At 66.6% G+C, this 25456-nt stretch carries 23 protein-coding genes; 13 read left to right on the top strand and 10 right to left on the bottom strand.

The features are described 5' to 3' along the window. Window positions 1-36 precede the first annotated feature (36 nt). The 4 genes from G3N61_RS03110 to G3N61_RS03095 all read right to left on the bottom strand — a co-directional run bounded on the left by G3N61_RS03110 (window position 37) and on the right by G3N61_RS03095 (window position 3986). Window positions 37-183 (bottom strand): hypothetical protein, encoded by a 147-nt coding sequence (locus G3N61_RS03110; RefSeq protein ID WP_241017532.1) that lies wholly within the window; start codon window positions 181-183, stop codon window positions 37-39. A gap of 29 nt (window positions 184-212) precedes the next feature. Further along, on the bottom strand, window positions 213-1715 hold the full coding sequence (locus G3N61_RS03105; protein ID WP_089452727.1) for an amino acid ABC transporter permease/ATP-binding protein: 1503 nt from the start codon (window positions 1713-1715) through the stop codon (window positions 213-215). Between the two features lie 102 nt (window positions 1716-1817). Further along, the gene (locus G3N61_RS03100) at window positions 1818-2660 is read right to left on the bottom strand and encodes an ABC transporter substrate-binding protein (protein ID WP_089452726.1); all 843 of its coding nucleotides are present in this window, start codon (window positions 2658-2660) and stop codon (window positions 1818-1820) included. Between the two features lie 429 nt (window positions 2661-3089). Beyond that, window positions 3090-3986, bottom strand: a complete 897-nt coding sequence (locus tag G3N61_RS03095; protein ID WP_205821497.1) for a glutamate/aspartate ABC transporter substrate-binding protein — start codon at window positions 3984-3986, stop codon at window positions 3090-3092. A 422-nt stretch (window positions 3987-4408) separates the two neighbouring features. Between G3N61_RS03095 and G3N61_RS03090 the strand changes: the two genes are divergently transcribed. The 4 genes from G3N61_RS03090 to G3N61_RS03075 all read left to right on the top strand — a co-directional run bounded on the left by G3N61_RS03090 (window position 4409) and on the right by G3N61_RS03075 (window position 10355). Then, window positions 4409-6052 (top strand): S8 family peptidase, encoded by a 1644-nt coding sequence (locus tag G3N61_RS03090; RefSeq protein ID WP_205821496.1) that lies wholly within the window; start codon window positions 4409-4411, stop codon window positions 6050-6052. Between the two features lie 510 nt (window positions 6053-6562). Continuing rightward, window positions 6563-6721, top strand: coding sequence for a hypothetical protein (locus G3N61_RS03085; RefSeq protein WP_175024487.1), 159 nt, complete (start codon window positions 6563-6565; stop codon window positions 6719-6721). 47 nt (window positions 6722-6768) lie between these two features. Beyond that, window positions 6769-9534: a magnesium-translocating P-type ATPase gene (mgtA, locus tag G3N61_RS03080; protein ID WP_205821495.1), complete on the top strand. Its 2766-nt coding sequence runs from the start codon at window positions 6769-6771 to the stop codon at window positions 9532-9534. 77 nt (window positions 9535-9611) lie between these two features. Next, complete coding sequence (locus G3N61_RS03075; protein WP_043184360.1) at window positions 9612-10355, top strand: transporter; 744 nt, start codon at window positions 9612-9614, stop codon at window positions 10353-10355. A gap of 58 nt (window positions 10356-10413) precedes the next feature. Here G3N61_RS03075 and G3N61_RS03070 read toward each other — a convergent pair whose 3' ends face one another. Together G3N61_RS03070 and G3N61_RS03065 are read right to left on the bottom strand one after the other, a co-directional pair. Next, complete coding sequence (locus G3N61_RS03070) at window positions 10414-10698, bottom strand: hypothetical protein (RefSeq protein WP_043184359.1); 285 nt, start codon at window positions 10696-10698, stop codon at window positions 10414-10416. Window positions 10699-10794: 96 nt separating this feature from the next. Further along, window positions 10795-11670 (bottom strand): LysR substrate-binding domain-containing protein, encoded by an 876-nt coding sequence (locus G3N61_RS03065; RefSeq protein WP_205821510.1) that lies wholly within the window; start codon window positions 11668-11670, stop codon window positions 10795-10797. Window positions 11671-11763: 93 nt separating this feature from the next. Between G3N61_RS03065 and G3N61_RS03060 the strand changes: the two genes are divergently transcribed. Continuing rightward, the gene (locus tag G3N61_RS03060) at window positions 11764-12057 is read left to right on the top strand and encodes a hypothetical protein (RefSeq protein ID WP_241017531.1); all 294 of its coding nucleotides are present in this window, start codon (window positions 11764-11766) and stop codon (window positions 12055-12057) included. Window positions 12058-12127: 70 nt separating this feature from the next. Here the strand turns inward: G3N61_RS03060 and G3N61_RS03055 are convergent, their stop codons facing one another. Beyond that, window positions 12128-13171, bottom strand: a complete 1044-nt coding sequence (locus tag G3N61_RS03055; protein ID WP_205821493.1) for a hypothetical protein — start codon at window positions 13169-13171, stop codon at window positions 12128-12130. Window positions 13172-13351: 180 nt separating this feature from the next. On the opposite strand from G3N61_RS03055, the gene G3N61_RS03050 reads away from it, so the two are divergent. From G3N61_RS03050 to G3N61_RS03030, 5 genes are all read left to right on the top strand, one after another. Further along, complete coding sequence (locus G3N61_RS03050) at window positions 13352-14446, top strand: serine hydrolase (RefSeq protein ID WP_205821491.1); 1095 nt, start codon at window positions 13352-13354, stop codon at window positions 14444-14446. Between the two features lie 44 nt (window positions 14447-14490). Beyond that, a complete protein-coding gene (locus G3N61_RS03045) occupies window positions 14491-14724 on the top strand; it encodes a hypothetical protein (RefSeq protein WP_205821489.1) in 234 nt (77 codons plus the stop codon). 72 nt (window positions 14725-14796) lie between these two features. Beyond that, the gene (locus G3N61_RS03040) at window positions 14797-15252 is read left to right on the top strand and encodes a MarR family transcriptional regulator (RefSeq protein ID WP_080741642.1); all 456 of its coding nucleotides are present in this window, start codon (window positions 14797-14799) and stop codon (window positions 15250-15252) included. A gap of 67 nt (window positions 15253-15319) precedes the next feature. Then, window positions 15320-15883 carry an isochorismatase family protein gene (locus tag G3N61_RS03035; protein WP_205821487.1) on the top strand — a complete coding sequence of 188 codons (564 nt, stop codon included), beginning with the start codon at window positions 15320-15322 and terminating at the stop codon, window positions 15881-15883. Next, window positions 15880-17334: a DHA2 family efflux MFS transporter permease subunit gene (locus tag G3N61_RS03030; protein WP_205821485.1), complete on the top strand. Its 1455-nt coding sequence runs from the start codon at window positions 15880-15882 to the stop codon at window positions 17332-17334. The genes G3N61_RS03035 and G3N61_RS03030 overlap by 4 nt, the downstream gene beginning before the upstream one ends. A gap of 51 nt (window positions 17335-17385) precedes the next feature. Here the strand turns inward: G3N61_RS03030 and G3N61_RS03025 are convergent, their stop codons facing one another. Then, complete coding sequence (locus G3N61_RS03025) at window positions 17386-17985, bottom strand: LysE family transporter (protein ID WP_205821483.1); 600 nt, start codon at window positions 17983-17985, stop codon at window positions 17386-17388. Between the two features lie 95 nt (window positions 17986-18080). Between G3N61_RS03025 and G3N61_RS03020 the strand changes: the two genes are divergently transcribed. Continuing rightward, window positions 18081-18956 carry a LysR substrate-binding domain-containing protein gene (locus tag G3N61_RS03020; protein ID WP_205821481.1) on the top strand — a complete coding sequence of 292 codons (876 nt, stop codon included), beginning with the start codon at window positions 18081-18083 and terminating at the stop codon, window positions 18954-18956. Window positions 18957-18969: 13 nt separating this feature from the next. Here G3N61_RS03020 and G3N61_RS03015 read toward each other — a convergent pair whose 3' ends face one another. After that, a complete protein-coding gene (locus G3N61_RS03015; protein WP_205821479.1) occupies window positions 18970-20688 on the bottom strand; it encodes a SulP family inorganic anion transporter in 1719 nt (572 codons plus the stop codon). 514 nt (window positions 20689-21202) lie between these two features. On the opposite strand from G3N61_RS03015, the gene G3N61_RS03010 reads away from it, so the two are divergent. Together G3N61_RS03010 and G3N61_RS03005 are read left to right on the top strand one after the other, a co-directional pair. After that, on the top strand, window positions 21203-22309 hold the full coding sequence (locus tag G3N61_RS03010) for a DUF4238 domain-containing protein (RefSeq protein WP_205821477.1): 1107 nt from the start codon (window positions 21203-21205) through the stop codon (window positions 22307-22309). A gap of 307 nt (window positions 22310-22616) precedes the next feature. After that, on the top strand, window positions 22617-23858 hold the full coding sequence (locus tag G3N61_RS03005) for a mechanosensitive ion channel family protein (RefSeq protein WP_205821475.1): 1242 nt from the start codon (window positions 22617-22619) through the stop codon (window positions 23856-23858). Window positions 23859-23912: 54 nt separating this feature from the next. Here G3N61_RS03005 and G3N61_RS03000 read toward each other — a convergent pair whose 3' ends face one another. Continuing rightward, window positions 23913-25334 carry a PLP-dependent aminotransferase family protein gene (locus G3N61_RS03000; RefSeq protein WP_205821473.1) on the bottom strand — a complete coding sequence of 474 codons (1422 nt, stop codon included), beginning with the start codon at window positions 25332-25334 and terminating at the stop codon, window positions 23913-23915. Window positions 25335-25456 lie beyond the last annotated feature (122 nt).

Here is a 25456-nt window from a genome sequence, read left to right as displayed (position 1 = left end):
ATACGCCGCGCATCGGCGACGACCTTGATGTTCGCATCAGGGTAGCGCCGCCGCATCGCGGCGCGCGAGCCACGCGGTGCCGATGTCGCCGGGTGCAGCGTCGGCACGGGCAAGACACGCGCGCAAGCGGTCGACGCACGCCGGCGCCTGCGCGTCGCGTTGCCGGAATTCAGACGGATTCATGCCGGTTCCTCGTCGTTCGTTCATGGCGGTCATGCGAAGTGGACATGCCGCAGGAAATCCTTCACGCGCGTATCCGCGCTGCCGCGAATCCGCTCGGGCGGCACGTCGTACAGGATCCGGCCGTTCTCCATGAAAACGATCCGGTCGGACACCTTGAATGCGAAGTTCATCTCGTGCGTGACGATGATCATCGTCATCCCCTCCTTCGCGAGCGTCTCGACCACCTTCAGCACTTCGCCGACGAGCTCCGGATCGAGCGCCGACGTCGGCTCGTCGAACAGCATGATCGACGGCCGCGTCGCAAGCGCCCGCGCGATCGCCACGCGCTGCTGCTGGCCGCCCGACAGCTGGTGCGGATACTTGTTCGCGTGTTCGAGCATTCCGACCTTCGACAGCAGCGACAGCGCCTGCAGCCGGATCGCGCCCGCATCGGCCTGCCGGTGATAGCACGGCGCCATCATCACGTTCTGCAGCGCGGTGCGATGCGGGAACAGGTTGAAGCTCTGGAACACCATGCCGATGTCGAGGATGCGATCGTGCGGCACACGCGGCGGACGCCCGCCCGACGCACGGATGAACGGCTCGCCGTACAGGTCGATCTCACCCGCGTTCACGGGTGCAAGACCGTTGATCGTGCGGATCAGCGACGTCTTGCCCGATCCCGACGGACCGATGATCGACACGACCTGCCCCGGCGCGACGTCGAGCTGGACGTCCTTCAGCACTTCGTGGCGGCCGTAGCGCTGCTGGATGCCTTTCAGCCGCAGTGCGAATTCGGCGTTCGCGCGCGGCCGCAGCGCAACGGCCTGCGTCGACAGTGGCAGCGTGACGTTCGCGGGGCCGGCCGGCGCCGGCGTGCGGCGGCTGACGTCGAGGTGCCGTTCGAGCGCGCCGAGCAGCCGGCTGAACACCGTGACGATCAGCACGTAATAGAACGCGACGGCCAGCATCGTTTCGAACACGAGGAAGTTCTGCGTGTACAGCCGCTGCCCGACGAGCAGGATCTCGGCGAGCGAGATCACCGACACGAGCGACGTCAGCTTCACGATCGTGATGAACTCGTTCGCAAGCGCCGGCAGCGCGATGCGGATCGCCTGCGGCATCACGATCATCCGCTGGATGCCCGTGAAGCGGATGCCGAGCGCGCGACCGGCTTCGAGCTGCCCGCGCGGCACGGACAGAATGCCGCCGCGATGGATTTCCGCGAAATACGCGGTCTCGCTCAACACCATCGCGATCAGGCCGGCCGTGAACGGGTCGGACAGCACCGTGCTGGTGGCGGGAAAGATCTGCGGCAGGTTATAGATGAACACCAGCAGCACGAGCAGCGGCAGGCTGCGGAAAAACCAGATGTACACGGCCGCAGCCCGCTTCAGCAGCGGCTGGTGCGATTGCCTCGCGAGCGCCACCGGGAAACCGAGCAGCACGCCGAGCAGCCACGCCGACACGCTCAGCTTGACGACGACGACGCACGCGCGCCAGAAATCCTTGTCCCACAAGAGTTGCAACACGTAGTGCCAATCGAACTGCATCGATGACTCCTCGACCTCGGATGGGTGATGCGGCCGCCCGGCGCGTGTCGCGCAACCGGGCGGATCGGCGCGCCGGCACGGCGCGCGGCGACTTCGTCGCGGCTACTTCGCCGTGCCGAGCGCGCTGGCGACGTCGGCGGCCGTCGGCTCCTGCAGCCCGTACTTCTTCACGAGGCTGCCGTACTCGCCGCTGCGCTTCGCGTCGTTCAACGCGCCCTCCAGCGCGCCCTGCAACCCGGCGTCGCCCTTCGTCACGCCGAGGCCGATCACGATCGGATACAGCAGCGCCGTCGAGCTGAGCGCCACGCGCCCGCCCGTCTGCTTCGGAATGCCCTGCGCGACGGCCGCGTCCTCGATCTGCACGTCGACCGCCTTCGACATCAGCGCGGACGTCGCTTCCGGCGAGGTCGGGAATTCGAGGATCGCGATGTCGCCGCGCCCGGCCGCCTGACAGGCGTCCTGCGAAACCGCGCGCAGCTTCGGCGTCCACGACGCGCCCTTGATCGTGCCGACCCGCTTGCCGCACAGGTCCTGCGGCCCCTTCGGCTGGAACGCGCTGCCCTTCGCGACCAGCAGCGATGCACCGGTCTTCAGGTACGGCACGAAATCGACCTGCTTCACCCGGTCGGGCGTCACGTACAACGCCGACGCCACGACGTCGAAGCGGCGCGCCTTCATACCGAGGATCAGGTCGGGAAAGCGCGTGTCGAGGAAGACCGGTTCGAGTTTCAGATGGCGCGCCAGCATCCGCGAGAACTCCGCGTCGAAACCAGCCGGCTTCCCGCCGTCCAGGTACGCATACGGCGGATACGTGAGGTCGGAGCCCACCAGGAGCGTGCCGGGCCGCACCGTCTGCAGCGGCGCGGCCGATGCGACCGAGCACGCGAAAGCCAGCGGCACGAGCGTGCCGCGGAGGAAACGTCGAAACGAAAACTGACCGGACATGGTGTGGCTCCTGAGTTTTTTTCGGCACCGGCGCGAGAATGCAAAATGCCTCCTACGCGCCGCCGCATGCGGCTCCGCAGGATTTCAGGCCGAGAATTGTTGAACAATTTTGGCCGATTCTGACCAGTTCAAATTGATAGCTGAATCCGGGTTTACGCGGAAATCGGGGTTGCCGTGTGCGCTTCGTTTGCGCACGCGTGCTCCGCCATCCGGTGCCGGATGTGGATTTCAAAAAGCGGAAGAATGACGGGCGGGGAACGGTGAGCCCGGCGGATCGCCCGTGGGCGATGCGCGCCGGTCAAGGACATCGCGGCTTCGGAAGCGAAGCCGACGCGGAATGCGGATGGAAGTCGGCGCAGCCCCGACGGAGCCACGCACCTCGACTGCACGGACCGGCTGGCGCGCGCCGGCCGATCCTATCCGACAGGATCAATACTGCGCCTGATCCGTCGGATTCCTGAACAGCTGCTTCATCTCCGCCGACAGCGGATAGTTGAGGCTCACGCCCTTCGGCGGAATCGGCTGCGTGAACCACTGGTTGTAGAGCTTCTCGGCCGCGCCCGACGTCTGCATGTTCGCGATCACGCCGTCGACAGCGTGCTTGAACGCCGGATCGTCCCTGCGCATCATGCACGCGTAGTTCTCGTGGACGAGCGGCGTGCCCGCCACCGTGTACGCGCCCGGGTTGCGGTCCTTCGCGATCTCGCCGTACAGCAGCGGCTCGTCCATCACGAACGCCACCGCGCGCCCGGTCGTGACGTTCATGAACGCTTCGGCGTGATCCTTGGCGCTGATGATCGTCATGTTCATCGCCTTCTCTTCGTTGAGCTTGCGCAGCAGGCGCTCGTCCGACGTGCCGGCCGTCGTCGCGACCGTCTTGCCCGCCAGGTCCGCGAAATCCTTCACGCCCGAATCCTTGCGCGTGCTGAAGCGGATGCCATACAGAAAGATACTGTTCGAGAACGCGGCCTGCTTCTGCCGTTCGAGCGTGTTCGTCGTCGATCCGCATTCGAAATCGATCGTCCCGTTCTGCAGCAGCGGAATCCGGTTCTGCGACGTGATCGGGATTTCCTTCACCGCGAGATTCGGCAGGTTCAGTTCCGTCTTCAGCTGGTCGATGACGCGCGACGCGATGTCGCGCGAATAGCCGATGTTCTTCTGCTGGTTGTCCGAATACGAGAACGGCACCGACGATTCGCGAATGCCCAGCGACACGACGCCCGTGTCCTTGATCTTCTTCAGCGTGCCGGTAAGGGCCTGCGCGTGCGCGGTACCCGCCAGCGCACAGGACAGCGCGACGGCCAGCCAGCGTAAGCGGCGATCCATGCTTTTCTCCTGACGAAACGTTGATCGAATCGCGATCGTACGCCCGACAAAATTCGCGTCGCATCAGGGAAAGCGTAAACAACCTTCCACCGCGGCCGCCCGTTGAAAGACGTTTGCCGTGCCGCGCAAACCGGCCCGCGGCGCAGGTTTCGCCCGACCGGCCACGCGTGGACTCGACCCCACCTTCTGTGCCACACGTTCCAAACGCGCGTTCATGCTGCAACGCACCAACGTAATCGTTTGCGCGCGCACCGGTTTTTCTCGTGAAACCTACTCAAGAAGCCGCCACGCCGGCCGTTACCCAGTGCATGGCGCGTCGCAGCAACCTTGCGCGGCCGTCAGACAAAAAAAGACAAGGTCCGGGTCAGCCGGACCAGCGCCACCGCCGGCACGACGGTTATCTACGAGGATCGAGTTTCAACATGAGAACCAAGCGTTTCAATTTCGCGCTGGCGCGCTCCGCACATGCGCGCATGCTCGCCGGCATGCTGTCTGCCGCCGCCCTCCTGCCCCTCGCCGGTTGCGGCGGAGGCGGCGGCGACGGCAGCAACCCGTCCTCCTCCAACGCAACGCCGGCCCCGACGCCCGCCCCGACCACTCCGACGCCCACGCCCACACCCACCACGACCGGCAGCAATGCATGCGCGACACAGCAGGCCGCCGTGCAGATGGCCGCGCAGACCGCGCCGGCCGAACCGCCGATCGATCACCTGATCGTCAAGCTCAAGACGCTGACGGCCACACGTGCGATGGCGGCCATCGACAACGGGACGCGGCTCGACGCCGTGATCCAGCGCTCGATGACGCGCTGGACGGCGCCGGTCGCCGGCAGCGCACGCGCCTATGCGAGCACGGTCGGGCAAGCGCCGGTGAACGTGCAGGTCGAACGGACGATCTCGAACGGCGCGGCCGTGCTGTCGCTCGGCCAGCGCATGGCCGCCACCGACGCAGCCGCGCTCGCGCAGGCATTCGCAGCCGATTCGGACGTCGACTACGCGGAACCGGATCACCCGATGCAGATCCGCGATACGCCGAGCGATCCGCTCTATAGCCAGCAGTGGTACCTGTCCGACCCGACCGCCGGCATCGACATGCCGCCTGCCTGGAACGTGACCAAGGGTTCGCCGACCGTCGTCACCGCCGTGCTCGACACCGGTTACCGGCCGCATGCCGACCTCGCCGCCAACCTGATGCCCGGCTACAGCTTCATCAGCAACGTCAACACCAGCAACAACGGCCTGACGCGCGGCCCTGACGCAACCGATCCGGGCGACTGGGTCACGCAGCAGGAACTCAGCAATGCGAACGGTCCGTACTACAACTGCGCGTCGCAGCCGAGCGACAGCAGCTGGCACGGCACCCGCGTGATGGGCGTGATCGGCGCGACCGCGAACAACGGCGCCGGGATCGCCGGCGTATCGTGGCTCGGCCGAATCCTGCCGGTTCGCGTGCTCGGCAAGTGCGGCGGCACGACGAGCGACATCGCGGACGGGATGCGCTGGGCGGCCGGTATTCCGGTCACCGGCGTACCGAACAACCCGACGCCCGCGAAGGTCATCAACCTGAGCCTCGGCGGCGTCGGCGCGTGCAGCACGACGTTCCAGCAGGCCATCGACGACGTGACCGCGAAGGGCGTGACCGTCGTCGTCGCCGCCGGCAACGACGGCCTGTCGACCGGGCTCGACCAGCCCGCGAACTGCCGCGGCGTGATCAGCGTCGGCGCAACCGACGCGACGGGCCGCCGCGCGTCGTTCAGCAACTTCGGCGCCGATGTCACGCTCAGCGCACCCGGCGTCAACATCCTGTCGACGTCGAATACCGGCACCACGACGCCGGGCGCGGACACCTACGGCCTCGCGAACGGCACCAGCCTCGCGACACCGCAAGTGTCGGGGGTTGCCGCACTGATGCTGTCGGTGAACGGCAATCTCACGCCCGCGCAGATCCAGCAGAAGCTGCAGGGCGGCACGCGCACGACCAAGCTGGCGGCCGGCACGTCGTGCACCGCGATGCCGGCGGGCTCGGGCATCCTCGATGCAGGGGCGGCCGTCGCGTCGGTCAACTAGTCGCCGGCACCCTGCTTCGACGCGGCCGCGCGCATGCCGACATCGCATGCGCGCGGCCGTTTCATTGGCGGCGATCCGGCGTTTCTCCGCTCGCGCAACGGCTGGATTACGTTTCTCGAAATAACGACTGACAAAAGGGTTGACGCTTCGCACAGCGACCCATTACCATCGCTCCCGTCTAATTACATGGAGTGTTCTGTGAACACCGATGCGAGTTGTAGTTGGTGCTTGACCAACTTGACTGCTGCCTGAGGAAAACGCGCAGAGCCTCGTCTTCTGCCGCATCCCGGGAAGCAGGATGCGGCGTCCTTCCGGCCTGACTGGCCAGATCTCCCGCCGAATTTTCATTGTTGTCGAATGCACGCGATGCGCCGTCGCGCGCGTGCGTTCGTGTTGCGCGCAGCGTCAGCCGCGCGCGCTTTCCGTTCGCGTGCCGTCCGGCCGCGCGCCTTCGTGCGTGCGTCGCTGTCGATCGCCCGTGCCGACTATCCGCAACCGACAGGAGTGCAGATGAACTCAGACGACAGTAGTCGATTACCGCTCGCCGGTGCGACGCTGCACATCGCCCCTCCGGCCGCACCGCACGCGCCGGCGAGCGTTCCCGCCTTCACCGATCCACAGCCGATCGCGCCCGACGCGACGCGGCGGGAAGCGCTCGTGCGTCGATAACGTCACGGTCGCTCCCCGCCCGCCGACTCGTGCGCAAGGAGCAACTCATGACGACACGACACAACCCATCGCAAAAGAAACAGCGTGGCTTCATCAAGGCCGGCACCGGCCCGCAGAACGATCCGCGCATCATGCGCGCCGCGCAGGAAGCGGCCCGCCCGCTCGAAGACACGCTGAAGTCGCTGCACACCAGCACGCGCGGCCTCACCTACGACCAGGCCGCCGACCGCCTGCAGCACTACGGCCCGAACGAAATCGCGCACGACAAGCCGCCGCACTGGACCCGCCAGTTGCTGCTCTCGTTCCACAACCCGTTCGTCTACGTGCTGCTGGTGCTGGCCGCCATCAGCTTCTTCACCGACGTCTACTTCGCGGCCCCCGACGATCGCGACTATGTCGGCATGACGATCCTGCTGACGATGGTCACGATCAGCGCGCTGCTGCGCTTCTCGCAGGAATTCCGTTCGCTACGCGCGGCCGAGAAGCTGAAGGCGATGGTCCGCACGACCGCGACCGTGCAGCGCTCGGTGACCGACACGTCCGAACCGGCCCGCCGCGAGGTGCCGATGCGCGAAGTCGTGACCGGCGACATCGTGCACCTGTCGGCCGGCGACATGATTCCGGCGGACGTGCGCCTGCTCGCGTCGCGCGACCTGTTCATCAGCCAGGCCGTGCTGACCGGCGAGGCGCTGCCGGTCGAGAAGTACGACACGCTCGGCGCGGTCGCCGGCAAATCCGCCAGCACGCGCGCGGCCGGCGCAGCGACCGATACGTCGGCATCGCTGCTCGATCTCGAGAACGTCTGCTTCATGGGCACCAACGTCGTCAGCGGCACGGCGACGGCCGTCGTCGTCGCGACCGGCGAGGACACCTACTTCGGTTCGCTCGCGCGCAACGTCGTGAGCCACAAGCGCATCGAGACGAGCTTCGACCGCGGCGTCGCGAGCGTGAGCTGGCTGCTGATCAAGTTCATGTTCGTGATGGTGCCGATCGTGTTCATGATCAACGGGCTGACCAAGGGCGACTGGCTGAGCGCGCTCACGTTCGCGCTCGCGGTGGCCGTGGGCCTCACGCCCGAGATGCTGCCGATGATCGTCAGCGCGAACCTCGCGCGCGGCGCGGTCGCGATGGCGCGCCGCAAGGTCGTCGTCAAGCGGCTGAACTCGGTGCAGAACTTCGGCGCGATGGACGTGCTGTGTACCGACAAGACCGGCACGCTCACGCAGGACAAGATCATCCTCGAGCACCACCTCGACCTGTCGGGCCACAAGGACGAGGAGATCCTGCGGCTCGGCTGGCTGAACAGCTTCCACCAGAGCGGCCAGAAGAACCTGATCGACATCGCGGTCGTCGCGCGTGCCGACGAGATCGGCGAACGCGTGAAGCCGCAGGGCTACAAGAAGATCGACGAACTGCCGTTCGACTTCGTGCGGCGCCGCCTGTCTGTCGTCGTCGAGGATGCGCGCGGCACGCACCTGCTGATCTGCAAGGGCGCGGTCGAGGAGATGCTGGCCGTCTCCACGCACGTGCAGGATGAAGACGGCGTGCGTCCGCTCGACTTCGTCGCGCGCAAGCGGCTGCTCGAACAGGCCAGCGCGTACAACGAGGACGGCTTCCGCGTGCTCGTGCTCGCGACGCGCACGATCCCGCGCGGCGACGAGCGCCAGCAGTACCGCACCGCCGACGAACACGACCTCGTCGTGCGCGGCTTCCTGACCTTCCTCGATCCGCCGAAGGAATCGGCCGCGCCGGCACTCGCCGCGCTGCGCGAAAATGGCGTCGCGGTGAAGGTGCTGACGGGCGACAACCCGATCGTCACGATGAAGGTGTGCCGCCAGGTCGGCCTCGAACCCGGCAAGCCGATGCTCGGCACGGAAATCGAGGCGCTCGACGACGCGACGCTCGCACAGGTCGTCGAACGCACGACCGTGTTCGCGAAGCTGACGCCGCTGCAGAAGGCGCGCATCGTCAAGGCGCTGCAGGCGAACGGCCACACGGTCGGCTTCCTCGGCGACGGCATCAACGATGCGCCCGCGCTGCGCGACGCCGACGTCGGCATCTCGGTCGACAGCGGCGCCGACATCGCGAAGGAAACCGCCGACATCATCCTGCTCGAAAAGAGCCTGATGGTGCTCGAGGAAGGCGTGATCAAGGGCCGCGAGACCTTCGGCAACATCCTGAAGTACCTGAACATGACCGCGAGCTCGAACTTCGGCAACGTGTTCTCGGTGCTCGTCGCCAGCGCGTTCCTGCCGTGGGAGCCGATGCTCGCGACCCAGCTGCTCGTGCTGAACCTGATCTACGACACGTCGCAGATGCTGCTGCCGTGGGACAAGATGGATCCCGAGTTCCTGAAGAAGCCGCGCAAGTGGGAAGCCGGCAACATCAGCCGCTTCATGCTGTGGGTCGGGCCGACGTCGTCGGTATTCGACATCACGACCTACATCCTGATGTGGACCGTGTTCGGCGCGGGCGCGATGTATCACCTGAACGGCGGCACCGGCGGCCAGATCGTGATGAACTCGGGCTGGTTCATCGAGAGCCTCGTGTCGCAGACGCTCGTCGTGCACCTGCTGCGCACGCAGAAGATCCCGTTCCTGCAAAGCACGGCCGCGCTGCCGGTGCTGCTGTCGACCTTCACCGCGATCGCGATCGGCTGCTGGCTGCCGTTCTCGCCGTTCGCGGAATCGCTCGGCTTCATGCACCTGCCGGGCACCTTCTGGCTGTGGCTCGCCGCGACGATGGTCGGCTACATCCTGCTCGCGCAGATCGTCAAGACGATCTACGTGCGCCGCTACAAGCAGTGGTTCTGAAGATCTTTGCCTGAAGCCGGCCGGCCCGCGCTCCCCGGCGTGGGCCGGCCGGCTCGCCACGCACGACAGGTGATTCAATGAAGAGAATGCTTCCGCTCGCAGCCGCGAGCGCCCTCCTTGCACCGTTCGATGCCCTCGCCACCCATCCGCTCGTCAGCGACGACACGGGCACGCAGGGCAACGCGAACTGGCAGTTCGAGTTCAACGCAGAGGAAACGTCTAAACAGGAAGAAAACGGCCGCCACCAGCTGTGGAATGCGACGCTCACGCGCGGATTCGGCGACCACGTCGATCTCTACGTGAACGCGCCTTACACGCATCTGCAAACGCGCACCGATGAAAACGGCGCCGGGATCGGCGATGTCGAGATCGGCATGAAATGGCGGTTCGTCGAGCGCGGCCCGCTGTCGATCGCGCTGAAGCCGAAACTGACCGCGCCGACCGGCAACGACCGGCGCGGGCTCGGCACCGGACGCGTGGGTGCCGGCGCAACGCTGCTCGCGCAGCTCGACGTCGCGCGGTTTTCGTTCCTCGCGAATGCGGGCATGACGTACCAGCCGAATCGCCAGGGCGACCTGACGTCGATCTGGGCCGTGTCGGGCGCGGCGATCTACAAGGCGACCGACAAGCTGCAGATCGTGGCCGACATCGGCACGTCGCGCAACACGGAAAGCGGCGCCGGCGCGAATCCTGCATTCGTGATCGCGGGCGCGATCTATTCGCCGAAGCCGTGGCTCGATCTCGACATCGGCTACCGGCGCGGGCTGAACGACCAGACCTACGATCATTCGGTGATGGGCGGCGTGACGGTGCGGTGGTAACGCGCCGGTACGCCGTATCGAGCCGCAAGACGACGGGCCGCTTCCAGCGACCCGTTTTTTATTGCGCGTCGTTCGCGCCGAACAGTTGCGCGCACACGGCGCGTCCTTCGTCGGTCAGCGCGGCGCTGCCGGTGCCGTCCTCGTTCAACGTCGTCGCGCTCAGGCCCGCGGCGTCGAGCTGCGTCAGCACGCGGCGCAGCGTGCTCATCGGCAGTTGCGTGCGTTTCGCGATCTTCGGCAACGACCAGGTCTTGCCGGCCGGGTCGCTTGCGGCATCGTTCAGCGTCGCGAGCGTCGCAACGAGTGCGGGATCGAGCGGGGATTCGTCGGATTCTGAAGTCATGGGTTGCGGTCGGTGAGCAAGACTGGGCTTTCGTACGGGCACCGGCACGCGATCGGGCGACCGCCGCCGGGTGAGGACACTATACCGCCTCGTCCGTCATGCATTCTTGATCGCGGCACGCATGAACGACACGAAGCGCGTGGTGACGGGATCGTCGCGATCCGATAGCCACGCAAGCCCGACGCGCCACTTCGCGTCCCGGCCGTCGAGCGGCAATACCGTCGCGTCACGCAGCAGATATTGCGCACGCGACGGAATGAACGCGACGCCCGCGCCGGCCGCGACCGACGCGAGCACCGACTGCACGTCTTCGGCCTGCTGCGTGACGTGCGGCACGAAGCGGCGCTCGACGCACCACCGGTCCACCTGCGCGGCCAACCCTTGCCCGCGTGCGCGCTGCAACGCGATGAAGCCAATCTCGTTGAGCGTTCCGAGATCGGCCGGCACACGCTTCAGGCCGAGATGCGGCGGCACCGCCAGCGCCAGCGCCTCGTCGATCACCTTGAACGACGACAATCCTTCGTCCGACGGCAGGCGCAGGAACCCGGCATCGAGCTTGCCCGCGCGCAACCGACGCGTCTGCTCCGCGGACGACAGGTCGCTCAGCGTAACGGCAATGCCAGGATTCCGGCTGCGAAACTCGGCGACGAGCTTCGGAACGAGCGTCAGCACCGACAAACAGATGCCCAGCCGCAAATGACCGCGCTGCCCGCTCGACAGCTCACGCGCGCGGGCGAGCATCTCGTCCGCATCGCGCACCAGCGCCTGCGCATCGGGCAGGAAACGCTCGCCGAACGATGTGAGCTCCGCGCCGTGCCGGCCGCGCTCGAACAGCTTGCCACCGAGGCTCGCTTCGAGCGCGCCGATCTGCTTGCTCAATGCGGGCTGGCTCATGTGCAGCGCATCGGCCGCGCGACTGAAATGACACAGCTCGGTGACCGTCAGGAAGGTTCGCAGCAGCTTCAATTCCATTCTTAAAAGGAATCGTAACGATCGAAACATTCATTTTACCGATCGAATGCGATGACGTTCAATACGGACATGCCCTTTCAGGAATCGACCGTCATGTCCGTTGATCTCGTCTGTGAATGTCCGCCCGACGACACCTCGTGCGCGCCAGCCGCCATCGACGAACGCGCCGCGACCGCCGATCCGCGCGTGCCGAAACGTCGCGCCGAACGTGCGGCGCGTGCGGAGCGTGTCGAACGCGCTGACGGCCGCGGCCGCCGTTTTCGCTTCGGCGACGCCGTGGACGCGATGACCGCAATGACCGCGCTGAACGACACACCGTCGCGCCCCGTGACCGGCTCGATCGCGATCAGTTTCGCGGTGGTGTCGCGACGGAACTGGCCGCGTTGAATGGCGTGCGGCGCCCGTGCGTGCGTTTCATGCCGGCCTCCGCCATCGCGACGTCAAACGCGCGATGTGCTCACCCGAGCGCCAAGTTGGCGATATCGATGCGATAGAGGTTGCCGTCCGTACCGACCGCATGAAGCACTTGGCCTCGGCCAGTCATTCGCGCGATTCCGACCGGTTCGGAACCATCGCGCAGCAAGCGATACGTGCGCACCAATCGAGCCTCGCCACCGCCATCGATACGCACCAGGTACAGCATGTCGCTGTCCTGATACGAGCCGCAGAACAGCGCCACGTATCCGTCCGGCCGCATCGCATCCTCCATGACCGCGAACGCATGGCTGCCGTTGACCGGCATGCGCGATGACCAGACGGTTTGCCGGTCGCGCACGCGGACGAGCGCGAACGTGTTGTAGTAGTAGATCCACGCGTCCCGGTCGTCCGGAACGTTGAGCGCATAACAGCAGTCGATCGGCCCGAACCCGGGCGACGGAACAAACGCGTAGCGCTGCTCGCCAGCCCGGCTCCACGCGATCAACCCAGGCGCACCGACCGGCGAATCCCAGCCCAGATTGCCGTACACGCCCTCGTCGAAATAGGACGTCCAGATGTCCCCGGCAGCCGTGGCCTGCACGGCCTCGATGCCGTCGCCCAGCAGGATAGCGCCGCACGGCGTGCCGTCGCGCCGATAGAAGCGGCCGTTCAGGTCGAAATCGCCGTCCCCGCGGCGGACGGACCGGCAGCACACCAGCAGCAGATCGTCACCGACCGGCTGGATGTCGTGAATATTGAACGGCTCGTCGGCGATCACGCAGTCCACGCGAACCTCGCCGCCCTGCCAGGCCATCACGCGATACCGCTGCGACGTCGCTGGCTCCGTTTTCGCAAACGACGCACCGCCGGCCGCCTCGGTTCGATAATCGAGCGGCTCCAGCGCGAACACCATGTAGACGGCACCGTCCGGCCCCGCGTTGAAGGCCACGAGGTCGCCCTTCTCGCGAAGGCTGTCGATCGATGTATACGGCGAAACGGACAAATCATGCGGGCGCGCGGACACGGGACGCTCCTGAAAAGTGACCTCGGCATCTTGCCGACGCAGCCACCGTTTGTCACGCATGCGCGGCGTGTCGGCATGCGTGCACGGTGCTACGCGACATGACGACCGCATGCGTGAAAATCGTCGAATCATGCGTAAACGAATCGTCATCTTCGCTCAATCGACCGTATAATTTTCCGCATCCCGCTGACTGCCCACGCATCCACGCAGCCTCGCCGCGCGTGAAAAGGAGACTTTCGCTTGACCGGCCTCATCGCGCGCCTGCCTCTCGCCCGGACCACCCTGCTCGTCGCCCTGTCGATGCTGATGTTCGCCTTCTCGACAAACGCGTCGTCCACGCCACGCAACCCGCCGCCGCGCGCCGCGCACGCTCATGCACCGGCGAAGGCCGTCAAGAAAACCGTCAAGAAGAAGCCGGCCCAGCGCCACAAGAAGGCCATCAAGCATCGTCGCCCGCGTGTGAAACACCAGGCGGTCAAGCGTCACGCGGCACCGCCCCCGCAGCAGCGCCGCGCCAAGCGCACGACCGCCGTGCGCCCGCGCCCGGCCGACAAGCCGCGCCTGACGGCAAGCTGCGGCTACAACCCGCGCGCGGTCAACTCCCTGCATTCACGCGCGGCCTACGTGCTCGACGTCGACTCCGGCACGCCGCTGCTGGCCCGTAACGCACGCACCGTGCGGCCGATCGCATCGATCTCGAAGCTGATGACGGCCGTCGTCGCGCGCGACGCCGACCGTCCGCTGAACGGCGTGCTGCGCGTCACCGCGCACGACCGCGACACGATCAAGTTCACCGGGTCGCGCCTGCAGGTCGGCTCGGAACTGTCGCGCCGCGAAATGTTCCATATCGCGCTGATGTCGTCGGAAAACCGCGCGGCCGCCGCGCTGAGCCGCGACTATCCGGGCGGGCGCGCCGCGTTCGTCAATGCGATGAACCGCGAAGCGCGCCGGCTCGGCATGCGCCATACGCACTTCCGCGAGCCGACCGGCCTGTCGCCGCACAACGTGTCGACGGCCGAGGATCTCGCGAAGCTCGTCGGCGCGGCAGCACAGGATCCGCTGATCCGCTATTTCTCGACGGATACGTCGACCACCGTGCGCCCCGGCGACGGCGAGCTGCTGTATGTGAATTCCGACCCGCTCGTCCGCTACCGCCGCCTGCCGATCCGGCTGCAGAAGACCGGCTTCATCAACGAGTCGGGGCACGGCGTCGTCATGCGCATGCGTGTGAAGGGCCGCCGCGAAACGGTCGTGCTGCTCGGTGCGCCGACGCGCGCGGGCGTATCGAGCGATGCCATCAAGATCCACCGCTGGCTGTCCTGCTCGATCCAGTAAGCGCGAGCGAGCGGCCGGCGCGTTCACCCGACGGGAGCGATGCCATGCAGGACGAATACCGCTTCAACGCATTTGGTCGGCTACTCGCCGTCGTACGCAAGAACGACCGCTGGACGGTGTTTGCTCTCGGCGCTGAAGGCAAGCGGCGCCCGGCTGACCTGCACATTCCGTCGACGCTCGCCGCGGATGAACTCGCGCAATACCTCGGCAACCTGCTGCACGAGGCCGCGACCCCGAGATACAACGAGGTCGTACCGGTCCCGCTCCGCGACGAGTAACCGCGCACCCCGCTCCACGTCGATCCGGCGGATAATCGACAGCTAAACTTGCAAGTTTAACTGTCGTGTTCTATGATCCGCCGCATGAACCCGCCACGCAAACCCGGCGTTTCCGCCGATACCGTCGCCGCCGACCTGACCCTCGCGGTCGGCCAGTTGATCCGCCGGCTCCGCTCCGAGATCGAATCCGGAGGGCTCGGCATGTCCCAGACGAGCGCGCTCGCGCGACTCGAACGGCACGGGCCGATGACGACCGCCGATCTCGCGCGCGCTGAAGCGATGAAGCCTCAGTCGATGAAAGCGACGCTTGCCAGCCTCGAGGAAGACGGCCTGGTCGAGCGCGAACCGCATCCGACCGACGGCCGCCAGATCCTGTTCCGGCTGACCGCGGCCGGCCTCGACGCACGGCTCAAGCGCAACGCCGCGAAACACCAATGGCTCGGCGCCGCGATCGCACAGCTCGATCCCGAAGACATCGATACGCTCGCCGCCGCGATCCCGCTGATCCGCCGCATCGGCGAGCAATGAATCCGGCCCGCGCGCTCCACGCCATTCGCGCGCACGGCTTTCTTCGTCTCTTTCACGGAGTCCCATCATGAGCGCAACCCGTCTCGACACGCACACCGCACTCGTCGTCATCGACCTGCAGAAAGGCATCATCGCCCTCCCCACCGCGCACCCGGTCGAACCGGTGATCGCGCACACCCGCGAGCTGCTCGACGCATTCCGCAGCCGCGGCCTGCCGGTCGTGCTCGTCAACGTCGCGGGCGGCGCACCGGGCCGCACGCAGCAGCAAGTACGCCTGGACGCCCTTCCGGCCGACTGGGCCGAACTCGTGCCCGAACTGAACCGCCAGCCGGGCGACCACCTCGTGACGAAAAAGACCTGGGGCGCCTTCACCGGCACCGACCTCGATGCGCACCTGAAGGCCGCCGGCGTCACGCAGATCGTGCTGACCGGCGTCGCGACGAGCATCGGCGTCGAGTCGACCGCCCGTCAGGCGCACGAACTCGGCTACAACGTGACGCTCGCCGTCGACGCGATGACCGACCTCAACGCGGATGCGCACGTGAACAGCGTCGAACGCCTGTTCCCGCGCCTCGGCGAGACGGGCACGACGCAGGACATCGTCGCGCTGCTCGACCGGCGCGGCGCGTGAGCGACCCGCGCACGCGGCCGGCGCAGGACGACGCGACCGGCCGGCCCGATCCGTCGATCTGGAAGGTCAGCGCGGTCGCGGTGCTCGGCTCGCTGCTGTCGCAGCTCGACGCGACGATCGTCAACGTATCGCTGTCGAGCCTCGCGACCGACCTGCACGCGAGCCTCGCGACGATCCAGTGGGTCACGAGCGGCTATCTGCTCGCGCTCACGCTGGTGCTGCCGCTGAACGGCTGGCTCGTCGACCGGATCGGCGCAAAGGCGCTGTACCTGTGGTGCTTCTCGGCGTTCACGCTCTCGTCCGCGCTGTGCGGGCTCGCGTGGTCCGCGCCGTCGCTGATCGCCTTCCGCGTGCTGCAAGGTGTCAGCGGCGGGCTGCTCGCGCCGATGGCGCAGATGATGATCGCGCGCGTCGCCGGCCAGCAGATGGCGCGCGTGATCGGCTACGCGGCCGTGCCGGTGCTGCTCGCGCCGATCCTCGGCCCGGTCGTCGCCGGCGCGATCCTGCAGCACATGTCGTGGCGCTGGCTGTTTCTCGTGAACCTGCCCGTCGGCGTCCTGGCACTCGCGCTGGCCGTGCGGTTCCTGCCCGGCGACCGCGACGACACGCAGCCGCGCGAACTCGACTGGGTCGGCCTCGCGCTGCTGTCGCCGGGGCTCGTGCTGTTCCTGTACGGCATCGAGCGGATCAACGAAGCACTCGGGATCGCGGCGATCGTCGCGGCTGCGCTGTTGCTCGTGGCGTTCCTGCGGGTCGAAACGCGCAAGGGCGACCACGCGCTGATCGACCTTGCGCTGTTTCGCGGCAAGGTGTTCGGCGCGGCCGCGTCGACGCAGTTCCTGTCGAACGGTGCGCTGTTCGCGGGCCAGATGCTGATTCCGGTGTTCCTGATCCAGGCATGCGGCCGCACGCCCGGCGAAATGGGCTGGCTGCTCGCACCGATGGGCCTCGGCATGCTCGTCACGTATCCGTCGATGGGTGCGCTGACGAGCCGGTTCGGCGTGCGCCGCCTCGCCGCCGCAGGCGCCCTGCTCGCGCTGTTCGCGACGCTGCCGTTCGTGTTTCTCGCGCTGACCGGCTACGATCCGTACTTGCTCGTGCCGGCGCTGTTTCTGCGCGGCATGGGCCAGAGCGCGATCGGCGCGCCGTCGATTTCCGCCGCGTATGCGTCGGTCGAGCGCCGCAACCTGCCGATGGCGACGACCTCGCTCAATATCGTGCAGCGTCTCGGCGGCCCGACGTTCACGACGGTGTGCACGCTGTTCCTCGCGTGGCGGCTGCAAGCCGAATCAGTGGCGAGCGGCGGCACGCAGGCGAACGCCTATGCGTGGGCGTTCGGCCTGCTTTGCGTGCTGCACGCGGCGAGCTTCGTCACCACGCTGCGGCTGCCGCTGTGGTCGACCGGTGCGGGCGGGCAACCTGGCGAGACCGCGCGCGCCGGATCGCGCTGAACGCAGACGCTACGTCACGCTGTGCTGTGCCGTGCAGCGTGCGTAGCGTCGCTACGGCAGCCACATCGGCACGATCGACACCACGAGCAGCACACCGAGCCCGGCATTCAGCCAGTGCCACTGCCGCTCCGTGCGCAACACGCGCGCAAACAACAGCCCGGCGAAACACCAGAGCGACAGCGACGCCATCGCGGCCACGCCGAACGCCAGCCCGAGCAAGACGCCGAGCCGTGCCGGGCCGGATGCGAGCGCGGCGAACGACGCGGCCGCGCCGAGCGTCATCGCCCACCCTTTCGGGTTGTGCCAGAGCATCCAGACGCCGCTGACGAACCCCTGCGGCCGTTGCACCGCGGCATCGAGCCGCGGTTTGCCGCCGCGCCCGATGCGCACGGCCAGCCACACGAGATACACCGAACCGACCGCCTTCATCGCGAGTTGCAACGCGGGCAGCGCCAGCAGCACGCCGCCGAGCCCGGCCGCGGCGGCGGCGGCCATCGACGCCAGGCCGACCGCAATGCCCGCCATCAGCGGCAGCGAACGTCGATAGCCGAAATGCGCGCCCGAGGCGGTCGCGAGCGTCGTCGCGCCGCCCGGCGTCACGGTGGATACGATCACGAACAGCATCAGCGGCAGATAGTCGCGGAACGGCACGGCAGCTCCCGGTTGTCGTCGTCGAAGCCCCGTTTTACCCGCGGTCTTCGCATTACGACAGCGAAAGCTTTTTATGTCTGCCATTAGCGCTCATAATGCGTCGCATGGTACGCAATCTCGACATCGCGCTGCTGCGCGCCTTCGTCACGGTCGCCGAACATCGCAGCATGACGGCGGCCAGCCGCGCGCTGCACCTGACGCAAGGCGCGATCAGCCAGCAGGTCGCACGGCTCGAAACGCTGTCCGGCCCGCTGTTCGTCCGCGAGCACCGCAACCTGCTGCTCACGGCGGACGGCGAGCGGCTGCTCGGGCAGGCGCGCCGGCTGCTCGCCGCGCACGATGCGCTGCTGACCGACATGACGGCCGGCGCGGTCGAAGGCACCGTGCGCGTCGGCGCGCCGCAGGATCTCGTCGGCAGCTGTCTCGCACCGATCCTGAAAGGCTATGCGCAGGCGCATCCGCAGGTCGCGCTCACGCTCGTGTGCGCGGCGTCGCCGGAGCTGCGCCGGGGGCTCGCGCAGGGCGAACTCGACGTCGCGCTGATCGAGGCGCCGGTCGGGCCGTCGCGCGGCGAGTGCATCGCCGTCGACCGCCTGGTCTGGGTCGGCGCGAAAGGCGGCACCGCGTACCGGAATACGCCGCTGCCCGTGTCGATGGTCGCGCAGACCTGCGCGTTCCGTCCGACGGTGCTCGACGCGCTGCGTGGCTGCGATCGCGCGTGGCGCACCGTGTTCGAGAACGGCAGCATCGACGCGACGGCCGCGACCGTCCGCTCCGACCTCGCCGTGACCGCCTGGCTCGCGTCGACCGTGCCGGCCGACCTCGACATCCTGCCGGCCGGCAGCGGCCTGCCCGCGCTGCCGAACTTCGCGATCAACCTGCATCTGCCGCGCGGCCAGCGCACGCCGGCCGCGACGGAACTCGCCCGCCACCTGCGCAACGGTTTCGCGCGGGTGCGGGCGGCGGCCTAGCCGCCCGTTCCCGCTACACGATGCCCGGTTCCTGCGGCGCCGGCGTCGTGCCGGCGGCCTCGAGCGCCTGGTGCAGCGTCGGGAAAATGCATGACGCGCCGACGATCTCCGTGATCCGGTGACGATCCATGTCCGCGCGCAGGTAGCGGTTGACCCGCCCGAACAGCACGCCGATCCCGCGTGCCTGCAGCATCTTGACGAGGTCGGTCAGCGTCCGCGCGGCCGAATAGTCGACGTCGGTGATCGCGCCCGCATCGACGACGAACCAGCGCGTCGGCACAGGCGCCGCCTCGACGAGCTCGGTCACTTCGGCGGTGAACAGATGATCGTTCGCGAAAAACAGGTCGGAGCCGAACCGGTAGACGATCAGCCCGGGCGCCGTCATCGCGCCGCGCCGCGCGGGCACCGGCTGCCACCGCCCGTTGCCTTCGACAGGTTCGAGCACCATCGTGTGCGGCTGGTAGCTGTGGCGCACGTGCCGCATCAGCGACAGCGCGACGGCCAGCAGGATGCCGTGCTCGACGCCGACCGTCACGACGGCCACGGCCGTCACCAGCGCGAGCGTGAACTCGCCGGGGCTCTCCTTGCGGATCGCGGCGAGGCTGCGCACGTTGATCAGCCCGAGCGCGATCGTGAACACGATGCCGGCCAGCACCGCATGCGGCAGATACTGCAGAAACGTGCTGAAAAACAGCAGCACCACCGCCACCACGGCGGCAAACGCCAGATGCCCGATCTGGCTGCGCACGCCCGCGCCGTCGGCCATCGCCGTCTGCGTCGGGCTGCCGTTGACGACGAATGCGCCGCCCACCGCCGCAGCCGCGTTCGCGGCCGCGAGGCCGAGGATGTCGGCGTTGGTATCGACCTCCTCGTCGTACTGCTGCGCGAACACGCGCGCGGCGGCCGCGCTCTGCGCAATGATCATCACGAAGCACGACGCGGCGACCGGCACGAGGTCGAGGAACTGCTGCCACGTGACGGACGGCCAGCGCAACGGCGGCAACCCGCCCGCGACCGGCCCGAGCACCGCGATGCCATGCGCGGCGAATCCGAACGTGTAGCTTGCCGCGATGCTGCCCGCGACTGCGATCATCGGCATCGGCACGCGCGGCAGGAACCGCTTGCACGCGAGAATCGCGACGACGACGAGCACCGCGAGCGCGAACGTCGGCCGGTTCGTGTGGACGAGATGCGTGACGACATAGTCGAGTTGCGCGAGGCTGCGCGACGCCGGATACGGCACCGCCAGCCCGAACATGTCGCCGAGCATCGCGATCGACACCTGCACGCCGACCCCGGCAAGAAAGCCGACCAGCACCGTACGCGACAGGAAATCGGCGAGAAAGCCGAGCTTGAAGATGCGCGCGAGCAGCAGCATCGCGGCGGTCAGCAGCGCGACCATGCCGGCCAGCGCCACATACTCGGCACTGCCGGCCGGCGCCATCGACGACAGCCGGCTCGCGAAGATCGTCGCGGTCGCGGAATCGGCCGCCACGACCAGATGCCGCGACGCGCCGAAACACGCGAACGCGACGAGCGGCAGGAACACCGTGTAGAGGCCCGTGACGGCCGGCATGCCGGCGATGCGCGCATAGCCGAGCACCTGCGGGATGTCCATCGACGCGAGCGACATGCCCGCGAATACATCGCGGATGGCCCCGCCGCGGCGGATCGGGAGGATGCCTTTCAGCAGGCGGACGCCTGACGACGGGCGGGTGTGGGTATCGGGCATGCGTGATGAGGATAGGCGAAGTCGTTCGCGTATCGTGCCCCGGGCAGGCATCGCATGGCAAGTGCGGCAAGGCAGCGCGGGCGGCTCACCGTCGGTGGTTCGAGCAATACGGCCGTGAACGACACGCATAAGAAACGCCCGACGCGAGTCCGATCGACGGGCTACCGGTCAACACGGCGGGATCGTCGAACGACCTGCGACCCGGGTTTGCGTACGACGTCGCTTCGATCGCGGCCGCAACGGTGAGGCAGTGACCGCAGTTTGCTATCGAGCATCAGTTTAGCCATGGTCTCCTCGTCAGCAAAACAACGAAGAGGTTAAACAAAACGCCACCGAGTTAACAGCCGACCACACTCACTTTTATAGAGTTTTAAGTGCGCGTTCGACAACGGAAGCGAGCGTGTTAGCATCAAATATCATGTAACCGCAGCCACAAAAGAAAGACATCGATGACAAGTGCTCAGCCGCCAAAAGCACTCTCCCAGAGCATGCGCGAAGCTTCCGAGGACCCGAATTGGATGACCTGACCAAGAACCAACACTTTGTGCCGAGGTTGCTGCTTCGGCACTTCACTACCGATAGTAACGAAGACGTGCAGATTTTTGATTCGACTCGGAACAGGCTCCGGATCAGTTCCATCCGTAAAGTGCTCGCGCAGAACTACTTCTACGACGAAGACAACGTCGTTGAGAAATTCCTTGCAATACAAGTCGAAGGTCCTGCGGCAACCGCCATTGATGCCATCGTAGCCGCCCCCAACCAAGCGATTACACCGGGCCATCCTGCACTATTGACGTTCATCGCGGTTCAGATGGCTCGCACGCCGGGTAGCCAAAACCAAGCCATGGATATGATCAACAGCTTCGGCCGAATGGTCTTTGAACAATTCGCTGAACTCAATGATCTTTCGCTCGAGTCGGCGCGCAGCCTCAGATTGGAACCCACGGACAAGCGGATCTTCCGCAATAATTTGCTGCTACACTCGACGTTGAATCGCTGGCTATTGGAGGACCTCTCCTGGCATGTCCTGATCAACGGCACTGATCTCCCTTTCGTGATTTCAGATCACCCGGCGGTGCAATACAACTGGTACTTGCGAGACTCCGACGACCTCGGTTACACCGGTATCACTAAGCATGGTGCCCAAATTTTCCTTCCGCTGTCTCCAGCAATCACTCTGGCTTTAGTTGACGCATCCGTCTACAAGTTCGGCGAGAAGGGGAGCCGCCACACCGTGTTAAAGGACAAGCGCGACGTCGAGTTGCTGAACAGCCTGCAGTTTCGATCACGGCATGACTTCATCGTGTTTCCGCGTGCGATGAACGCCAGTTATGTCGAGCGTAGCTGCGCCACGATTCCCGCAGATAGCTTGGTGTCCGCCCATTCCGGTAGAACCGATACGGTGCCAACTGCGGACGGCAAGCTTTCCTCGGATGTAGGTGTGTGGCGAATGCAAGCCCGGTACGATCAGTGGTTGTCGGTATGCAAGATCAAGCGCCGGGTATCGAAGAAACCTCCCGAGTGTCGTGACCGACGCCCGGAAACAATAGCGGCACATAGGAGAGTGTCGCGCGAATTTTTTGATGCATCAAGGAATCGAGCAGCAGTGAAAGTGACGTAGCGCTCGTCTGAGGTCTAACCGGATACGACAGGCCGGACGCCCGAAATAGGTCGCTCGCGCGGCGAAACCGATCCGGCATACGCCCTCACCCGATTGAAAAGGACACCTGCATAAAGGTGAGATAATTCGGAAGCCGGCCCGAAACCCGCCCCCCGACATCGATCCCGTCTCTTCCACCGCACCGCCGCCTCGCGGCACGTGCACGGAACCCGATGGCACAATCACGGTCCCTTTCATGTGCCCTTCACCGGGCGCGCGCCGCGCCGCGGCGCCGATTCAACGCACAAGAAGGCCCCTGCTTGCCCCTATGACCCTGAACGAATCCTGGTTTGCGCCGCTCGTCGGCATCCTCATCCTGCTCGCCGCCGCCGGCGCGATCACCGCCGTGGTCCATTTCCTGCTGTTCCGCGTGGTCGCGCGGCTCGCGCGGCTTTCCGCCACACGCGTCGACGATGCGCTGTTCGAGTTCGGCGCATTCAAGTGGCTGAACCGTATCGTCCCGTTCGTCGTGATCAAGCTCGGGCTCGGCGCGGTGCCCGGCATTCCCGAGACGGCCGCGCAGGCCGCCGACAAGGTGCTGTTCGCGCTGATCGTGTTCCTCGTGACGATGACCGTCAGCGCGACGCTGTCCGCACTCGAACACACGCATCGCACGTACCAGCGCGATCAGCGCGACCAGCCGCACCTGTCGCTGAAAGGCGCGATGCAGCTCGTCAAGCTCGTGATGTTCATCACGGCCGCGCTGGTCGTGATCGGTGATGCGACCGGCAAGCAGATCGGCCTGCTGCTGTCGGGCATCGGCGCGATGTCGGCGGTGCTGATGCTGATCTTCAAGGACACGCTGCTCGGCCTCGTCGCGGGCGTGCAGCTGTCGTCGAACGACATGCTGCGGATCGGCGACTGGATCACGATGCCGTCGGCCGGCGCGGACGGCACCGTGATCGACATCACGCTGAACACCGTCAAGGTCGCGAACTTCGACCACACGATCATCACCGTGCCGACGTGGAAACTGATCACCGAGAGCTACCAGAACTGGCGCGGGATGACCGAAGCGGGCGGCCGCCGCATCAAGCGCGCGCTGTTCGTCGACGCGACCAGCGTGCGCTTTCTGTCCAACGATGAGATCGAACGGCTCGAACGCCTGACGCTGCTGAAGGACTATCTCGAGGACAAGGTCGACGCGATCGAGCAATGGAACGGCACGCTCGGCGCGGCCGGCGACTGCCCGGCGAACCGCCGCCAGTTGACGAACCTCGGCACGTTCCGCGCGTATGTCGCGAACTACCTGAAAGGCCATCCGCGCATCCGCCGCGACATGACCTGCATGGCACGGCAGTTGCCGCTCACGGCCGAAGGCATTCCGCTCGAACTGTACTGTTTCACCGACACGACGACCTGGGTCGACTACGAGGCCATCCAGTCCGACCTGTTCGATCACCTGATCGCGGTGCTGCCGGAGTTCGGGCTGCGCGTGTACCAGCATCCGTCGGGTTTCGACATGCGGCAGATGGCCGGCGCCGCGCAAGCCGGGCCGCACGCGGGTTGATGCACGCGACGGCGGCCGGTCATCGGCCGCCGCTTGTCGCGCGGCCGCCTGCGCTCACCGCGCCGCGCACTCCGACGCGAGCCGCCCGAGCACCTTCAACGCATCCTCGATCTGTCGCGACCACGGATAGCTGTAGTTGAGCCGGATGAAATGCCGGTAATCGCTGCTCGCCGAGAACATGTGCCCGGGCCCCACCGTGATCCGCTGCGCGAGCGCCAGCGCATACAGCTTCATCGCATCGACCTGCGGCGGCAGCTCGACCCACAGCACGTACCCGCCCTGCGGCTGCGACAGCCGCGTGCCTTCGGGAAAGAAACGCCGCACCATCGCGCTCATCAGGCTCGCCTGCTGCGCGTACTGCTTGCGCATGCGCCGCAGGTGGAAATCGTAGCCGTCGTATTTCAGGTATTCGGCGATCGCGAGCTGCTCGATCGCGGGCGTGGCCAGCGTGTTCAGGAATTTCAGCTTCTCGACCTGGTCGCGGTAGCGGCCCGGCATCGCCCAGCCGATCCGGTAGCGCGGCGACAGGCTCTTCGTGAACGACGCGCAATGCAGCACGAGCCCGTCGCGGTCGAACGACTTCAGCGCGCTCGGCGTCGCTTCGCCGTAGTGCAGCTCGTGATACACGTCGCTCTCGATCGCCGGCACGCCGTGCTTCGCGAGGAGTTCGACGAGCGCGCGCTTGCGCGCATCCGGCATCTGGAAGCCGAGCGGATTCTGGAAGTTCGGCATCACCATGCATGCGGCGACCCGCTCGCGTTCGAGCAACCGTTCGAGCGCGTCGAGATCGATGCCGTCGACCGGATGCGTCGCGACCTCGAGCGCACGCATGCCCATGCGCTCGATCGCGTGCAGCATCGCGTAGAACGTCGGCGATTCGACGGCGATCGTGTCGCCGGGCCGCGCCACCGCCTGCAGGCACAGGTTGATCGCCTCGGTCGCGCCGATCGTCATCACGATCTCGTCCGGTTCGACCGGAATCCCGCGCTCCGCATAGCGTCGCGCGATCTGGCGGATCAGTTCCTGGTTGCCGGGCGGCAGATCGTCGATCACGCCCCAGCGCGTGCGGCGCCGCCCGATCGTCTGCGCGTAGCGCGCGAGCTTCTGTACCGGAAACTGCGACGCGTCGGGGTACGGCGAGCCGAGCGGCACCGCGTCGTCACGCGCGATCGAGCGCAGCGTCGACAGCACGAGCCGGCTCACGTCCACCGCCGACGGCTCGGCCGCCGGCGCCGACGCATGCAGCTCGGCCTCGGCCGGCGCCGGGGCCCGCGCGCGCACGAAATAGCCGGACTGCGGCCGGCTCTCGATCAGCCCGCGGCTTTCCAGCACGAGATACGCGCGCAGCACGGTCGTGACGCTGAGCTGCTGCTGCCGGCTCGCCTGCCGCACCGACGGAATCCGCTCGCCGGGCCGGTACACGCCGCGCTCGATCTGCGCGTGGAGTTCGTCGGCCAGTTGTTCGTAGCGCTTCACCCGCTTCCCTTTCAAAAACCATTCAACAACACAGTTGCGATCCGCACTGTGCGAGTTGGCGCAACTGTACTCTTTTTTGAAGTGAACAGGTGTACACACAGCGGCCGGGGCGCCGCGCGTAC

This window comes from Burkholderia sp. Ac-20349, assembly GCF_017104865.1.
GTDB lineage: Bacteria > Pseudomonadota > Gammaproteobacteria > Burkholderiales > Burkholderiaceae > Burkholderia > Burkholderia aenigmatica.
The sequence above is the reverse complement of the archived record's forward strand: the minus strand, read 5'-3'. Positions and strand labels throughout refer to the sequence as shown.

Coding starts and splice junctions, on each gene's coding strand:
- G3N61_RS03095 (WP_205821497.1), bottom strand. CDS start 3,986: ATGGATCGCCGCTTACGCTGGCTGGCCGTCGCGCTGTCCTGTGCGCTG.
- G3N61_RS03020 (WP_205821481.1), top strand. CDS start 18,081: ATGCGTCGCATGGTACGCAATCTCGACATCGCGCTGCTGCGCGCCTTC.
- G3N61_RS03075 (WP_043184360.1), top strand. CDS start 9,612: ATGAAGAGAATGCTTCCGCTCGCAGCCGCGAGCGCCCTCCTTGCACCG.
- G3N61_RS03100 (WP_089452726.1), bottom strand. CDS start 2,660: ATGTCCGGTCAGTTTTCGTTTCGACGTTTCCTCCGCGGCACGCTCGTG.
- G3N61_RS03070 (WP_043184359.1), bottom strand. CDS start 10,698: ATGACTTCAGAATCCGACGAATCCCCGCTCGATCCCGCACTCGTTGCG.
- G3N61_RS03065 (WP_205821510.1), bottom strand. CDS start 11,670: ATGGAATTGAAGCTGCTGCGAACCTTCCTGACGGTCACCGAGCTGTGT.
- G3N61_RS03085 (WP_175024487.1), top strand. CDS start 6,563: ATGAACTCAGACGACAGTAGTCGATTACCGCTCGCCGGTGCGACGCTG.
- G3N61_RS03060 (WP_241017531.1), top strand. CDS start 11,764: ATGTCCGTTGATCTCGTCTGTGAATGTCCGCCCGACGACACCTCGTGC.
- G3N61_RS03045 (WP_205821489.1), top strand. CDS start 14,491: ATGCAGGACGAATACCGCTTCAACGCATTTGGTCGGCTACTCGCCGTC.
- G3N61_RS03055 (WP_205821493.1), bottom strand. CDS start 13,171: ATGCGTGACAAACGGTGGCTGCGTCGGCAAGATGCCGAGGTCACTTTT.
- G3N61_RS03090 (WP_205821496.1), top strand. CDS start 4,409: ATGAGAACCAAGCGTTTCAATTTCGCGCTGGCGCGCTCCGCACATGCG.
- mgtA (WP_205821495.1), top strand. CDS start 6,769: ATGACGACACGACACAACCCATCGCAAAAGAAACAGCGTGGCTTCATC.
- G3N61_RS03110 (WP_241017532.1), bottom strand. CDS start 183: ATGAATCCGTCTGAATTCCGGCAACGCGACGCGCAGGCGCCGGCGTGC.
- G3N61_RS03005 (WP_205821475.1), top strand. CDS start 22,617: ATGACCCTGAACGAATCCTGGTTTGCGCCGCTCGTCGGCATCCTCATC.
- G3N61_RS03035 (WP_205821487.1), top strand. CDS start 15,320: ATGAGCGCAACCCGTCTCGACACGCACACCGCACTCGTCGTCATCGAC.
- G3N61_RS03040 (WP_080741642.1), top strand. CDS start 14,797: ATGATCCGCCGCATGAACCCGCCACGCAAACCCGGCGTTTCCGCCGAT.
- G3N61_RS03015 (WP_205821479.1), bottom strand. CDS start 20,688: ATGCCCGATACCCACACCCGCCCGTCGTCAGGCGTCCGCCTGCTGAAA.
- G3N61_RS03105 (WP_089452727.1), bottom strand. CDS start 1,715: ATGCAGTTCGATTGGCACTACGTGTTGCAACTCTTGTGGGACAAGGAT.